Raw genomic sequence first — 13,407 nt, 5'->3', positions numbered from 1 at the left:
TAAGACGGCCTCCGTTAACAGGAGACGCACATGCGCGCGACTTTGCTTAGTACCGTCGCAACGATCATTCTGACCGCGAGCTCCGCGCTGGCGCAGAGCGAAGGCGAATTCCCCGCCAAGCTCGCCGGCCACGTCGTGATGCCGGCCGCCACGTTCATCGACGCGCCGGCTGATGCTCCCGCCGATCTCAAGACATCCGGTAAATACACCACCGGGAAGCGGGTCGACGCGCTCGGCACGGTGATGGGCAAGTCCTATGAGCGGGCCACCGGCGTGTCGCTGCCGTTCAAGGGCCAGCCGCTGCAGGGCCATTCCGGTATCAAGTCGATGGGGGACGGCACTTTCTGGGTCATCACCGACAACGGCATGGGCGCGCGCGCCAATTCGCCAGATTCGATGCTGTACCTCAACCGCTACAGGATGGATTGGGCCGGCGGCAAGATCGAGCGGCTGGAGACCGTGTTCCTGCACGATCCCGACAGACGCGTGCCGTTCCGCATCGTGCATGAAGACACCGAGAGGCGTTACCTCACCGGCTCCGACTTCGACACCGAAGGTTTCCAGATTATCGGCGACACCTTCTGGATCGGCGACGAGTTCGGCCCCTACATCCTGAAGGCCGACAAGACCGGCAAGATTCTGGCCGTATTCGAGACGGTCGCCGACGGTAAGCCCGTGCGATCGCCGGATCATTGGGCGGTGGCGACCCCGGGCGCGCCGGGTGCGACCTACACCAACGTCAACCTCCGACGCTCCAAGGGTTACGAGGGCTTCGCCGCCTCGAAAGGCGGCAAGTTTCTCTACGGCCTGCTCGAGGGGCCGCTCTGGGATGCCGAGAAAAAGGACTGGGAGAAGGTCGACGGCAAGGAAGCCTCGCGCATCCTCGAATTCGACGTCGCCGCGGAAAAATTCACCGGCCGCTACTGGCAGTATGTGTTCGAGCAGAACGGCAATGCCATCGGCGACTTCAACATGATCGACCCGAGCGCCGGCCTGATCATCGAGCGCGACAACGGCGAAGGCACGCCCGAAAAGGCCTGCCCGCAAGGCACCCGCGGCGAGAACTGCTTCCCCGACGTGGCCAAGTTCAAGCGCGTCTACAAGATCGAGCTCACCGACGCCAATGTCGGCAAGCCCGTGCGCAAGATCGGCTACATCGACCTCCTGAAGATCAGGGATCCCGACAAGAAGGCGAAGAAGCCGCTCAATGACGGCGTCTACACGTTCCCGTTCTTCACCATCGAGAACGTCGATCGTGTCGACGAAACCCACATCATCGTCGGCAATGACAACAATCTGCCGTTCTCGTCCAGCCGCGATCCCAACAAGGCCGACGACGACGAGTTCATGCTGCTCGATGTCGCGGACTTCCTGAAGGCGAAGTAAGCCAGCGCTCTCTCAACGCGGGTCATCGCCCGGCTCGACCGGGCGATCCAGTACGCCGCGGCGCCAGCGATCAAATCGTGAGGCCGCGGCGTACTAGATGCCCCGCCCTCGTGCGTAACTGCGCACTAGGCGGGACATGACGGACAGTGAGCGAGCACGAGGTAAAGACAACTCGCACCTCGGCGCCGCACATCAACCCGCCGGCACGATCACCATGCTCTTGTCCTTCGGCCAGCGAATGCGCCAGACGAAGTTGATGTCCTTGACCTCGCCGGGCTTGGCGTCGAACGACCATTCCAGCACGCCGCGCCGGTCGCGAATGTTGCTTGCGGTCGGCGGCGTGGTCGCAGGCAGCATCTCGACGAGGATGTCCTCGTTCTCGCTGACCGGCAATTGATCCTCAATCGCGACCTTGATCGGGAAGTCGTGACCATTGCGGATCGTCGTCTTGAACGATCGCTCGTCGGTCTTCGACGTCGTGACCAGGAGACCGGCCGAACCTTCGTTGCGCTTGAGCACCGCGCGCTCGATCCTGACCTTGTCGTCGGCGCCGAAGCCGAGCCGCACGATATCGTCCTTGGCCGAAGCCGAGAGTTTGCCGCGGCCGACGAAAGTCCCGTCGCGATAGATTGCGACCTTGCCCGGCAACAGGCTCGTGTCGTCGGTCTGCTTGAAGCTCGCTTCGAGGAAGGCGGTGGGGTCCATCACCGGTGCCGCGCGCACCATGAGATCGGCGGGCACGGTCATCGAGGCGATGCGCAGGCTCTTGGCGCCCTCGGCGGCCCCGAGGCTGACGCGGCCGGGAATTTTGTAGGTGGCCTGGAAGTCACCGATCTCGGCGACCGCCTGCTGCTCTTCGGCGCGTTCGCGGATATCGTCCGCCGCCTTGGCCGCGGAAGTTTCCATCTTGCGCTGCTGCATGGGCGCCGCCGCAGGCATTGCCGAATCCGAAACTGAGCCCAGCGCCCGCGGCTTCGGCACTTGCGGATACTGCGAGACCAGCGAATTCAGCTCCGGCGCGCTGCCGCCGCGGCCGATGCGGACCGTGGAGACGCCGAGCGCGACGTTCGACCAGTCCTCGCCGGTCGCCTGCGTGACCTCGGCGCGGCGGACAAGCTCGAGCTGCGGTTTGCGGTCCTTCGCGCCGGTATCGAGCCGGGCGTCGTAGAGCGGCAGCCAGCGCGCATTACGCACATTGTAGGTGACCCGCAACGTCGCCTTGGTTGCTGCCGGCGCCGCGATGTCCATGCGGACTTCGAGCTTGCTCGGCGGCTTGGCCTTGCGCTCGACTTCGAGCTGGGCGATCTGCCGATCGATCTCGCGCATCTTGCGCGTGGCGTCGCGAACGGCGGTATCGGCGCTCGCAATTTCGTCGCCAACGGCGGCAAAGGCCGTGCGCCATTCGGCAATCGGCCGCGCCTCGCCCTTGTCGCCGATGCCCGCGGGAGAGGCTTCCGCAAAGTGCTCCGCGAATTTGCGCCGCGCAATGGCCGAGTCGATCGCGCCTTGCAGGTCGGCGCGCTGGTCGTTCAGCGCCTCGATGCGCTTGTCCAGCTCCGGCAGATTGACCGGCGCCGCACGCGGCGTTCGCGCATCGATCGCACCGATGGTGAGCTTCGCTCCCCCCTCACCCTCCACCCGGATCGAGGAGGTGTCGAGACCAAGCGGGAAGTCCTTGGCAATGAGCGTCGAGTCACCAGACGGCAGGTCCACCGCGATGACGCGGGTGACGGTCGCGCCATCGGGGTAAACCGTAACGGTATCGATCGCCGATGTGGCGTCCAATTCGGCGGCCCATGACCACGACGCGAATGCCGTGGTCACCAGAACCAGGCTCGTCGTTGCCAAACATTTTGCGGTGATGCGCATCAAGTCCCTCCTCCAAGTCATCGCCGCCGCCAGCCGGACGCGCGATCCAATGCCTCGCCAACACGGTTGGACGCGGCAGGGGAGGAACTGGTTCGATTGGGGTTTCCGTGGGGCGCCGCCGCGGCGGCAGCAAGGCCCGCGACGGAGCGCTTAATCCTGAGGGGTAGAACCCTGCGCGAAGATGCGGCGAAGCAGGTCCGTCACGTTCTTCGCACCGGCCTTCCTCAGAATGCCGGCGCGATAGCCCTCGACCGTGCGCGCGCTCAGATGCATGCGCCGGGCGATCTCCTTGTTGGTCAGGCCCGCGGCGAGATGCTCGAGCACGTCGCCTTCGCGCGCGGACAGGGGTTCGCAGCCGGGCAACCACCGCTGCCGGTTGGAGCCCGGCTGCGCGAACTCGTCGATGGCGGCATCGATCCGGTCGACGATGTCGCGGGTGCGGAACGGCTTCTCGATGAAGTCGGCCGCGCCGCTCCTGATGGCATCCACCGCCATGGCGATGCTGCCGTTTGTCGCGGTCACCAGCACCGGCGCCATGCAGTTTTCCTCGCGCAGGCGCTTGAGCACGTCGAGACCGGAGCGATCGGGCGGCATCTCCAGCAGCACGCAGGCCGGCATCCGCGCCTTGGCCTCCGAGAGCAGAGACGCGCCGTCGGCGAAGCAGATCACGTTGTATGCGCTTTGTTGAAGCGCGGTGGACAATTGTTCGCGGGAGGCGGCATCGGTGTCGATGACGAATACCTCACCCTTGGAAAGCATGTTCCCCGGCATAATTCCGATCCAGCAATGTCTTGGGTCAAATGGTCCGAGACGGCAGCGGGGCCTCGTCGCGCCGCGCCGTCATATGCACGGCATTCACGCCCGTGCTTCGGTTTTACTTATGTATGTTCCACCCGGTTCCCGGATTTGACGGATCGGGACAGAAACTTTACATTTCGGGACATCTGCGGGATGTCCGGCAGGAACGGGTCGCATGACCGACCTCATTCGCAGCGCGGGCTTGAGCTATTACCCGGAGGTCGCCCGGTCGGTCGGGCTCGACCCCAAACACATGATGCGCAAGGTCAGGCTGCCGCTGGCCTGCCTCGACAAGCCCGACACGCCCATTGCCGTCACCGGTCTCCGCCGTCTGCTCGAATTGTCGGCCGAGGCGTCCGGCGCCGAAGATTTCGGCTTGCGGCTTGCTGAACGCGGCGGGCTGACCAATTTCGGCGCGGTCGGCCTGATCGTGCGCGAACAGGCGACCGTTGGTGAAGCCATCGAAGCCTTCTCGCGCTTCATCCCGATCCATCACGACGGCATGAAGCTGGACGTCACCCGCAACAAGCAGACCGTGACCGTCACGCAGCACCTGCGCGGCCGGCAGCCGACCGCGCCGCGCCAGTCGATCGACATGGCGCTCGGCAGCGTCCACCGCATCATCCAGTCGCTGTTCGGCAGCGATTGGCGGCCGCAGGAAGTTCACCTGCATTACCCACCGCCGCTCGACCGCAAACGCTACCGCGAGTTCTACGGCTGCCGTGTGACCTTCAATGCGGAGGCCGATTCGATCCTGTTGTCGGCACACGACATGGAGCGCCGGATCCCGAGCGCGCATCCGCTGATCGCGAGCTATCTGCGCAAGCGGATCGAGGCGATCGAGACGCGGCCGGCAAGCTGGGAGGAGAAGGTCGACGAGGTCGTGCGTCTCCTGCTCGCCGGCGGCGACTGCACGGTCGAGCGCGTCGCCGAACACCTCGCCTGCACCCGGCGTACCATCCACCGCCACCTCGCCGAAGCCGGCACCAGCTTCTCGGCCATTCTCGACGCGCAGCGCGCCGATCTCGTGGTCCAGCTCATCGACGACCCCGGCCGGCCGCTGGCCGACATCGCCGTGCAGCTCGGCTTCTCCGCACAGAGCGCCATGGCCCGCTGGTTTCGCGGCCATTTCGGCTGCACCATCACCGCATGGCGCAAAGGCGCCCGGCCATTGGCGGCAACGGCGGCTTGATTTTCAAGACCGATCACATCACCCGCGCAAACATGCGAAAGCCCGGCGCACCGATGATCGCCTCGAAGGCAGGATCGCGCTTCTCCTCGGCAAGGACAAAGCCGGCCTTGGTATAAGCGCGCTCGGCGGGCTCGTTGCCGATCAGGAACGATATTGTCGCCCGTGCACATCCAGCCGCTCGCCCCTTCTCCAGCGCATGCGCGATCAGTGACTGCACCAGGCCGCGGCCGCGATAGGCGGGATCGGTCGCGACATGCTCGATCATCCAATCGCCTTCGCCGCCCTGAACCCAGCAGGCGCGGGTGTAGCCGCCGCGTTGACGGATGGCCTCCAGCTCTGCCGCGGCGATTCCGGACGCGGCTGCGACTTCCTCGATCGCACGCCAAGCCGCTGGTCCCGTGCCGGCCGCCGGTAGCGCACACAAGGCGGCAGCAGGCTTGCCATCGATCTCGGCGACCAGAAATTGCGAGACGTGCCACATCGACACCGCGCGAGCGGCTGCGACGTGCGCGATGAAATCGCGGCACTGTGTTTCAGGCCAACCGAGCGCAACGTCGAACCAGCCGCGCGGCCGGTAGCCGCGCTGCGATGAAAGGATGGTTTGTGCGATGAAATCGGCGTCTTCGGGACGCGCAGACCGTATCGTCATGCGCGCCCCCTTCGCGAAAACCTTACGTGTTCTTCAGTGCGACGCGAAATTCGGCCTCGGTCTTGGCCTTGACCTCGTCGAGCGAGACGCCGTCGGCGAGCTCGATCAGCGCCATGCCGCCGCTGCCGTGCTTGTCGATGGTGAAGACGGCCAGGTCAGTCACGACCATGTCGACCACGCGCTCGCCGGTCAGCGGCAAATTGCACTGCTTCAGGAGCTTTGGACCGTCCTTGGCCGAATGCTCCATCACCACGACCACGCGCTTGACGCCGGCGACGAGATCCATCGCGCCGCCCATGCCCTTGACCATCTTGCCGGGGATCATCCAGTTGGCGAGATCGCCGTTCTGGGCCACCTGCATGGCGCCGAGGATCGACAGATCCATGTGGCCGCCACGGATCATGCCGAAGGAATCCGCGCTCGAGAAATACGAAGTCGACGGCAGTTCGCTCACGGTCTGCTTGCCGGCGTTGATGAGATCGGCGTCCTCTTCGCCCTCGTACGGGAACGGGCCCATGCCGAGCATGCCGTTCTCGCTCTGAAGGCTGACGTCCATGCCGTCCGGGATGTAGTTCGAGACCAGCGTCGGAATGCCGATGCCGAGATTGACGTAATAGCCGTCACGCAGTTCCTTCGCGGCGCGCGCAGCCATCTGTTCACGGGTCCAGGCCATCTTAGTCTCCTGATCTCAAGCTGCCGTGCGCGGGCGGGTGTTGCGGAATTCGATGCGCTTCTTGGCCGTTCCGACCTCGACGATGCGCTTGACGAAAAGACCGGGCGTGTGGATGTGGTCGGGATTGAGTTCACCGGCCGGAACCAGATGCTCGACCTCGGCCACCGTGACCCTGGCGGCGGTCGCCATCATCGGGTTAAAGTTGCGCGCGGTCTTGCGATAGATGAGGTTACCTGCGGTGTCGCCCTTCCAGGCGTGGACGATGGCGAGGTCGGCGAACAGGCCGCGCTCCATCAGGTATTTCTGTCCGTCGAATTCTTTCACTTCCTTGCCTTCGGCGATCAGCGTGCCGACGCCGGTCTTGGTGTAGAAGGCCGGAATGCCGGCGCCGCCCGCGCGGATGCGCTCGGCCAGCGTGCCCTGCGGATTGAATTCGAGTTCCAGCTCGCCGGCGAGGAATTGCTGGGCGAACAGCTTGTTCTCCCCGACATAGGACGAGATCATCTTCTTGATCTGGCGGGTTTCGAGCAGGCGGCTGAGGCCAATGCCGTCGACGCCGGCATTGTTTGAGACCACCGTCAGGTCCTTGACGCCGGAGTCGCGGATCGCGTCCGACAGCGTCTCGGCGATGCCGCAGAGGCCGAAGCCGCCCGACATAATCATCATGCCGTCTTTCAGAACGCCCTCGAGAGCCGACTTGGCGTCGGGATAGACCTTGTTCATGCAAATTACCTTCGAGTGAACCTTCGGCTTGCAGGCGTCGCGCCTTAGTGGCGGCGATTATTAGGCGAAATCGTCCGAAGCCGTCAATGATACGGGGTTCTCCGCTCCGCCCCCGGGTGATAGAAGCTGCCCAAGCCGTGGGCGCAACCGTTCCCGCGGCCTTGAAAGCGACAAGAAAACCCATCAAGTTGCGGCACTTAACACAATAGGTCTTGGGCGTGGGGCGCGCAGGTTTCCCAGCCCGCCTTCTGGCTCCAGCGACCAACTCGATCAGGACATGCCATTGACCATGGCCCAAGGAATGAAGCGCCTCGGGACGCCGATCGCGGCGCTGCTCGGCGTGGCGCTGATCGCCCTGATCGCGACCTCATGGCTCATCAACCGCGACGCACTGCGCAAGGCCGTGGAAACGCAGATCCGCGACGTCACCGGACTCGAGGTCAACGTCGCAGGCGCGATCGACATTTCGGTGCTGCCGGCAAGCTACATCTCCTTCCATGACGTCGGGCTGAAGGGCGGCGGCACCAGCGATCCCGCGCTCCATGTCGACGTTCTCACCGCGAACCTGCGGCTGCTGCCGCTGCTGCTGCAACGGTTCGAGATCGCCGACCTGACGCTGCTGCGGCCGCGCATCCATGTCAGCCTGAAGCCGGACGGTGAAAGCAACTGGACACCGTTCATCCAGACCATCGCGCGCACCATGAAGCCTGGCGCCGAGAATCAAGTGTCGTTCTCCGAGATCCGGATCCAGGACGGCGTGCTCAATTACGAGGACGCCGCCACGCACGGCACCGAGAAGCTCGAGGACATCGACCTGTCGCTGGCCTGGCCCTCGATCTCGCGCTCCTTCGCTGCGACCGGACAATTCGACTGGCGGGGCGAACGGGTCGACGGCTCGATCAGCTTTTCCGATTTCGTCGCCGCCCTCTCCGGCGAGCGCTCGGGGTTGAAGGCGCGGATCGCGAGCGCACCGCTCAAGCTCGCCTTCGACGGCAGCGTCGCCAATCGCACCAGCCCGATGATGGAGGGTACGCTCACCATCGACAGCCCGTCCTTGCGCAACGCGCTGCGCTGGACCGGCCAGCCGCAGCCCGCCAGCGGCGGCTTCGGCCGTTTCGCGCTGAAGGCGCGGGCCAATGTCGTCGGCGCGTCGATCGCGCTCACCAACGTCAATGTCGAGCTCGACGGCAACACCGCCGAGGGCGTGATGACCTACGCCAATAACGGCCGGCAGACGCTGCAGGCGACGCTCGCAGCCGACGCGCTCGACTTCACCCCCTATATCTCGACTTTCCGCCTGCTCGCGAGCGGCGCGCGCGACTGGAACAGGCAGCTGTTCGATCTCAACGCCTTGTCGACCACCGACCTCGACATGCGCCTGTCGGCCGCCAAGCTGACGGTCGGGACGTCGAAACTCGGCCGCACCGCGATCGGCGCGAATCTCCGCAACGGCACGCTGGCGCTCTCGGTCGGCGAGGCCCAGGTCTATGGCGGCATCGCCAAGGGCTCGTTCGGCATCGCGCGCTCCGACACCGTCGCCGACATCAAGGCGCAATTCCAGTTCACCGACGTCGACCTTCAGGCCTGCGCCTCCGAGCTGTTCGGCATCAACAAGCTGTCCGGGCGCGGCAACATCAACGTCTCGCTCCTCGCGTCCGGCTCGAGCCCGTTCGGCCTCGTGCAGTCGCTCGACGGCAGCGCCACAGTGACCGGGCATGACGGCGCGATCGCGGGCTTCAATGCCGAGCAGCTCCTGAAGCGGCTCGAGCGGCGGCCGCTGTCCGGCGGCGGCAATTTCCGCAACGGCTCTACCCCTTACGACAATCTCACCATCGCGGTGAAGTTCTCCGACGGCGTCGCCACCGCCGAGGACATCCGCGTCGAAGGACCGGCGGCGAAGATCACCATGACCGGTACCGCCTCGGTGCCGACGCGCGAATACGACATGAAGGGCGTGGCCAGCCTCAACAGCGCGTCGGGGTTCGAATTGCCCTTCGTGGTGCAGGGCCCCTGGGACGACCCCCTCGTCTTCCCCGATCCGGAAAGCCTGATCCGCCGTTCGCCGGCCTCTGCGCCCCTGCTCGACATGCTGAAAGACCGCAAGCCGGGCGACGCGGTGCGCTCCGCGATTGAGCGCATCACCGGCACCGGAAAACGTCCCGCACCGGCCGAAGCGCCGACGGCGGAGAACGCCAAGGAAGGCGCGAAGTCCAATTAAGGACGGCGATCAAGCGGCGCCAGCAGATCGGCCCGAATTGATCAGGGCGAATTGATGCGGCGATTGGATCGATGCGCACATTAAGCATCTCCTCTCGCCCGACACCCCACGACCTATGTCTGACAAGAAGCCGCTAGATCGGATAGCGGCCATGCGCTAGTGTTTTATACGACCGGTTAAAAACACCGGCCGTTTGAGGGAGAAAAACGTGAAATCCAAGGTTATTGGCGCAGTATCACTGGCGGTCGCTGCGGCCGGGCTGTTTGCAGCCGCTGCACCCGCATTTGCGCAGCAGAAGACGATTACGGTCTGGTGGGGCAAGGGCTTCTACCGCTCCGAAGACGACGCGCTGCTCGAGACAATCAAGAAGTTCGAAGCCAAGACCGGCATCAAGGTCGAATTGTCGCAGTACGCGATCCAGGACATGATTCCGAAGACGGTCGCCGCACTCGATTCAGGCACCGTGCCCGATGTTGCCTATTCCGACACCTACGACGTGCAGGTCCAGGGCAAGTGGGCCTACGAAGGCAGGCTCGAGGACCTCTCAGACATCATGGAGCCGATCAAGGATCGGTTCGTGCAGAACACGCTGGATGCGTCGATCCTCTATAACGACGTCACCAAGAAGAAGGCCTATTACGGCTTCCCGCTGAAGCAGCAGAGCATGCATGTCGAGATCTGGAACGACATGCTTGAGAAGGCCGGCTTCAAGCTCGCCGACATCCCGACCGACTGGGAAGGCTACTGGACGTTCTGGTGCGACAAGGTGCAACCGGGGATCCGCAAGGCGACCGGCCAGCGCGTCTACGGCGTCGGCCAGCCGATGGGCGTGGAATCCACCGACGCTTTCCAGTCGTTCTACACCTTCATGGATGCCTATCACGTCAAGCTGGTCGACGACGACGGCAAGCTTACGGTCGACGATCCCAAGGTCCGGGAGAACCTGATCAAGGCGATGAAGGACTACACCGACACCTACATCAAGGGCTGCACCCCGCCGTCCTCGACGACCTGGAAGGATCCCGACAACAACGTCGCGTTCCACAACAAGACCATCGTGATGACCCACAACTTCACGATCTCGATCGCGGCGAAGTGGTTCGAGGATTCCCAGAACCAGACGCTCACGCCCGAGCAGCGCGAAGCCGGCAAGAAGGCCTATGGCGAGGACATCATCACCGCGTCCTTCCCGAAGGCTCCGGACGGTTCGACGATCCGCTACCGCTCGGACGTCAAGACCGGGCTGGTCTTCTCCGTGGCCAAGAACAAGGCCGAGGCCAAGCAGTTCATCGCCTTCCTGCTCCAGGAAGAGAACGTCCGCCCCTATATCGAGGGTGCGCTCGGCCGCTGGTTCCCGGTGACGAAGGAAAGCCAAGAGAGCCCGTTCTGGCAGGCTGACCGGCATCGCAAGGCGGTCTACTCGCAGTTCAAGGGCGGCACCGCCGCGTTCGACTTCACCAAGAACTGGAAGTTCACCATCCTGAACAACGAGAACGTCTGGGCCAAGGCGATGAACCGCGTGGTCAGCGAGAAGGTGCCGGTGGACAAGGCGGTCGACGAGCTGATCGCCCGCATCAAGGCGGTCGCGGGCTGATCTCGGACTGCAATAAGGTATATGCTAATACCGGTCGCGGCTCTCCGCGACCGGTTGCTTTCGGTGGGTATGCGATATGGCGATCACACTTTCCGGCTCAGACACAATTCCGGCCCCTCCCCTGTCGGCGCGCCTGACCACGCAGCAGGTCTGGGGCATCTTGCTGCTTGTGCCCTATCTACTCGTCTTCCTGGCCTTCGTCGTCTATCCCGTCGGCTACGGCCTGTGGCTGGCGCGCAGTCCGGCGAACTATGTCGCGCTGTACAACGACCCGATCTTCGCGCGCGCCGCGGTCAACACGCTGATCTTCCTGGTCATCGGCATCAACGTGAAGATGCTGATCGCGCTGTTCCTGTCCGGCTTCTTCGCCCAGCAGCGCCCCTGGATCAAATGGCTGTCGGTGATCTTCATCCTGCCCTGGGCGGTGCCGTCGATCCCGACCATCCTGTCGGTCCGCTTCATGCTCAATCCCGAATGGGGCATGGTCAACCATTTCATCTTCTCTCTCACCGGCGATGACGGGCCGAACTGGCTGAACGATCCGACGGTCGCGCTGACCATGGCGATCGCCGTGCATATCTGGAAGTCGCTGCCGTTCTGGACGCTGATCCTGCTGACCGGGCGGCTCGCGATCCCGCAGGATCTGTACGAGGCGTCCGAGGTCGACGGCGCCAGTCCGTGGCAGAAATTCCGCTTCATCACCTGGCCGTCGATGCAGATGCTCTACGTCACCTGCACGCTGCTCTCGATGATCTGGACGCTCGGCGACTTCAACAGCGTCTATCTGCTCACTGGCGGCGGGCCGGCCGACCTCACGCACGTGCTGTCGACACTCGGCATCCGCTATCTCCGGCTCGACCAGCTCTCGCTTGCGATGGCCTCTATCGTCTGCGCGATACCGCTCGTGCTGCCGCTGATATACTTCATGATGAAACGGTTGTCGCGATGAAGCTTCCCACCCTCCGCGAAGTTGGCACCGAAGCCAAGCTCCTGCTGATCGGCATCCCGGTCTTCATCTGGACCATGATTCCGATCTACCACATGTTCCTGTTCGCGATCTCGCCCAAGGAGGACGCGTTCTCGGGCAAGCTGTGGCCGGATCATCCGACGCTGCACAACTTTCACATCGTGTTCTACCAGGAGCACTATTTCCTGCGAGACTTCTGGATCCAGTTCTGGAACTCGACGGTGATCGCGCTGGCCGCAGGCGCGCTGACCTTGTTCGTCGCGACCGCCGCCGCATTCTCGATCTCGCGGCTTAAGGCGCCGGGCGGCCGCTGGGTGATGAATCTCGCGCTGTTCACCTACTTCATCCCGGCGGCGTTCCTCGCCGTGCCGATGTACCGCACCATGGGCAACTACGGCCTGCTCAACAATCACTGGTCGCTGATCCTGGCGATGGTGACAATCGCTTCGCCTTACGCGATCTGGGTGCTGAAGCAGGCGTCCGACAAGCTGCCGGTCGAGCTCGACGAGGCCGCCGTGATGGACGGCGCGACCACGCTGCAGCTGTTCCGCCTGGTCTATGTGCCGCTGATGATGCCCTCGCTGGTCGCGATCGGCACCTATGCCGTGCTGCTGGCCTGGAACGAATATCTCTACGCGTTCCTGCTCTTGTCCAAGGACACCGATATCACGCTGCCGGTCGCGCTCGGCAACTTCCTCGCCGCCGACGACTCGCCGTGGGAGCTGTTGATGACCACCGGCTTCATCTACGCGCTGCCGCCGGCCGCGGTCTATTACGCCTTCAAGCGCTACATGGTGGGCGGGCTCACGGCCGGTGCGGTGAAGTCCTGAGATCCACGGCGCGCTTTCTTTGGTAGGCAACCAGCAGCGCGATCATCGAGCCGATGAAATAGCCCGCGGTCGCGCCCGAAATCGCGCGGCCGACGACGAGTGCGAGTGCACGGTCGCTCGCATCGACCGCCGAGATCACGCCGACCGCATACTGCAGAGAGAATATGACGAGGTTGCGGATCAGCGCAAAGGCGCCACCCGCGCGGATGATCTCGCCTGTCTTGTGATCGACGTCGAACGGACGCGACGTTAATACGCCGATCGGCAACAACACCAATGCGGCCCCGCCCCAGGCAACCAGCGGCCACGCGCTATCCTGATGTCCGAAGCCAATCCGCGAAATGCCCCAGACGATGAATACGATCGGAACGATCAGCGCACGCCAGATCGGCGTCTTGCGCGGCTGCATCGCCTTGATGCCCTGCCAGACCAGATAGGCGAGCAAGGTCCAGACCCAGAGCGGCGTATGCACCAGGACCTGATAGGCAAACGTCATCATCGCCTCCCG

At 64.0% G+C, this 13,407-nt stretch carries 12 protein-coding genes; 6 read left to right on the top strand and 6 right to left on the bottom strand.

Annotated features, from left to right (window positions below):
• The first annotated feature begins 30 nt into the window (after positions 1-30).
• Positions 31-1,386 carry an esterase-like activity of phytase family protein gene (locus tag IVB54_RS07280; RefSeq protein WP_247294061.1) on the top strand — a complete coding sequence of 452 codons (1,356 nt, stop codon included), beginning with the start codon at positions 31-33 and terminating at the stop codon, positions 1,384-1,386.
• A gap of 192 nt (positions 1,387-1,578) precedes the next feature.
• On the opposite strand, the gene IVB54_RS07275 is transcribed toward IVB54_RS07280, so the two are convergent.
• Together IVB54_RS07275 and IVB54_RS07270 are read right to left on the bottom strand one after the other, a co-directional pair.
• Positions 1,579-3,255 (bottom strand): mucoidy inhibitor MuiA family protein, encoded by a 1,677-nt coding sequence (locus IVB54_RS07275; RefSeq protein WP_247777115.1) that lies wholly within the window; start codon positions 3,253-3,255, stop codon positions 1,579-1,581.
• 150 nt (positions 3,256-3,405) lie between these two features.
• Positions 3,406-4,026 carry a response regulator gene (locus IVB54_RS07270; RefSeq protein ID WP_026232606.1) on the bottom strand — a complete coding sequence of 207 codons (621 nt, stop codon included), beginning with the start codon at positions 4,024-4,026 and terminating at the stop codon, positions 3,406-3,408.
• Between the two features lie 202 nt (positions 4,027-4,228).
• Between IVB54_RS07270 and IVB54_RS07265 the strand changes: the two genes are divergently transcribed.
• Positions 4,229-5,245, top strand: a complete 1,017-nt coding sequence (locus IVB54_RS07265; protein WP_018453840.1) for an AraC family transcriptional regulator — start codon at positions 4,229-4,231, stop codon at positions 5,243-5,245.
• A gap of 13 nt (positions 5,246-5,258) precedes the next feature.
• Here IVB54_RS07265 and IVB54_RS07260 read toward each other — a convergent pair whose 3' ends face one another.
• Genes IVB54_RS07260 through IVB54_RS07250 form a run of 3 tightly spaced genes read right to left on the bottom strand, consistent with a single transcriptional unit; the run spans position 5,259 to position 7,290 of the window.
• Positions 5,259-5,894: a GNAT family N-acetyltransferase gene (locus IVB54_RS07260; protein WP_018453839.1), complete on the bottom strand. Its 636-nt coding sequence runs from the start codon at positions 5,892-5,894 to the stop codon at positions 5,259-5,261.
• Positions 5,895-5,916: 22 nt separating this feature from the next.
• On the bottom strand, positions 5,917-6,567 hold the full coding sequence (locus tag IVB54_RS07255; RefSeq protein ID WP_007596236.1) for a CoA transferase subunit B: 651 nt from the start codon (positions 6,565-6,567) through the stop codon (positions 5,917-5,919).
• 15 nt (positions 6,568-6,582) lie between these two features.
• The gene (locus IVB54_RS07250; protein ID WP_018453837.1) at positions 6,583-7,290 is read right to left on the bottom strand and encodes a CoA transferase subunit A; all 708 of its coding nucleotides are present in this window, start codon (positions 7,288-7,290) and stop codon (positions 6,583-6,585) included.
• A 289-nt stretch (positions 7,291-7,579) separates the two neighbouring features.
• Between IVB54_RS07250 and IVB54_RS07245 the strand changes: the two genes are divergently transcribed.
• From IVB54_RS07245 to IVB54_RS07230, 4 genes are all read left to right on the top strand, one after another.
• A complete protein-coding gene (locus IVB54_RS07245; RefSeq protein ID WP_162496341.1) occupies positions 7,580-9,508 on the top strand; it encodes an AsmA family protein in 1,929 nt (642 codons plus the stop codon).
• A 208-nt stretch (positions 9,509-9,716) separates the two neighbouring features.
• Positions 9,717-11,102 (top strand): ABC transporter substrate-binding protein, encoded by a 1,386-nt coding sequence (locus IVB54_RS07240; RefSeq protein ID WP_018453835.1) that lies wholly within the window; start codon positions 9,717-9,719, stop codon positions 11,100-11,102.
• A 76-nt stretch (positions 11,103-11,178) separates the two neighbouring features.
• Positions 11,179-12,051: a sugar ABC transporter permease gene (locus tag IVB54_RS07235; protein ID WP_018453834.1), complete on the top strand. Its 873-nt coding sequence runs from the start codon at positions 11,179-11,181 to the stop codon at positions 12,049-12,051.
• Positions 12,048-12,899: a carbohydrate ABC transporter permease gene (locus IVB54_RS07230; protein WP_018453833.1), complete on the top strand. Its 852-nt coding sequence runs from the start codon at positions 12,048-12,050 to the stop codon at positions 12,897-12,899. Before IVB54_RS07235 ends, IVB54_RS07230 begins: the two co-directional genes overlap by 4 nt.
• Here IVB54_RS07230 and IVB54_RS07225 read toward each other — a convergent pair.
• Positions 12,874-13,398 carry a DUF6622 family protein gene (locus tag IVB54_RS07225; protein ID WP_245329496.1) on the bottom strand — a complete coding sequence of 175 codons (525 nt, stop codon included), beginning with the start codon at positions 13,396-13,398 and terminating at the stop codon, positions 12,874-12,876. The two genes, IVB54_RS07230 and IVB54_RS07225, sit on opposite strands and share 26 nt — an antisense overlap.
• Between the last annotated feature and the right edge of the window lie 9 nt (positions 13,399-13,407).

Source organism: Bradyrhizobium sp. CW1 (assembly GCF_023100665.1).
Lineage (GTDB): Bacteria > Pseudomonadota > Alphaproteobacteria > Rhizobiales > Xanthobacteraceae > Bradyrhizobium > Bradyrhizobium canariense_D.
The sequence above is the reverse complement of the archived record's forward strand: the minus strand, read 5'-3'. Positions and strand labels throughout refer to the sequence as shown.

Excerpts from the sequence above, each read along its gene's own strand:
- IVB54_RS07270 (WP_026232606.1), bottom strand. The coding sequence starts at position 4,026 with ATGCCGGGGAACATGCTTTCCAAGGGTGAGGTATTCGTCATCGACACC.
- IVB54_RS07260 (WP_018453839.1), bottom strand. The coding sequence starts at position 5,894 with ATGACGATACGGTCTGCGCGTCCCGAAGACGCCGATTTCATCGCACAA.
- IVB54_RS07265 (WP_018453840.1), top strand. The coding sequence starts at position 4,229 with ATGACCGACCTCATTCGCAGCGCGGGCTTGAGCTATTACCCGGAGGTC.
- IVB54_RS07250 (WP_018453837.1), bottom strand. The coding sequence starts at position 7,290 with ATGAACAAGGTCTATCCCGACGCCAAGTCGGCTCTCGAGGGCGTTCTG.
- IVB54_RS07245 (WP_162496341.1), top strand. The coding sequence starts at position 7,580 with ATGGCCCAAGGAATGAAGCGCCTCGGGACGCCGATCGCGGCGCTGCTC.
- IVB54_RS07225 (WP_245329496.1), bottom strand. The coding sequence starts at position 13,398 with ATGATGACGTTTGCCTATCAGGTCCTGGTGCATACGCCGCTCTGGGTC.
- IVB54_RS07255 (WP_007596236.1), bottom strand. The coding sequence starts at position 6,567 with ATGGCCTGGACCCGTGAACAGATGGCTGCGCGCGCCGCGAAGGAACTG.
- IVB54_RS07235 (WP_018453834.1), top strand. The coding sequence starts at position 11,179 with ATGGCGATCACACTTTCCGGCTCAGACACAATTCCGGCCCCTCCCCTG.
- IVB54_RS07280 (WP_247294061.1), top strand. The coding sequence starts at position 31 with ATGCGCGCGACTTTGCTTAGTACCGTCGCAACGATCATTCTGACCGCG.
- IVB54_RS07275 (WP_247777115.1), bottom strand. The coding sequence starts at position 3,255 with ATGCGCATCACCGCAAAATGTTTGGCAACGACGAGCCTGGTTCTGGTG.
- IVB54_RS07230 (WP_018453833.1), top strand. The coding sequence starts at position 12,048 with ATGAAGCTTCCCACCCTCCGCGAAGTTGGCACCGAAGCCAAGCTCCTG.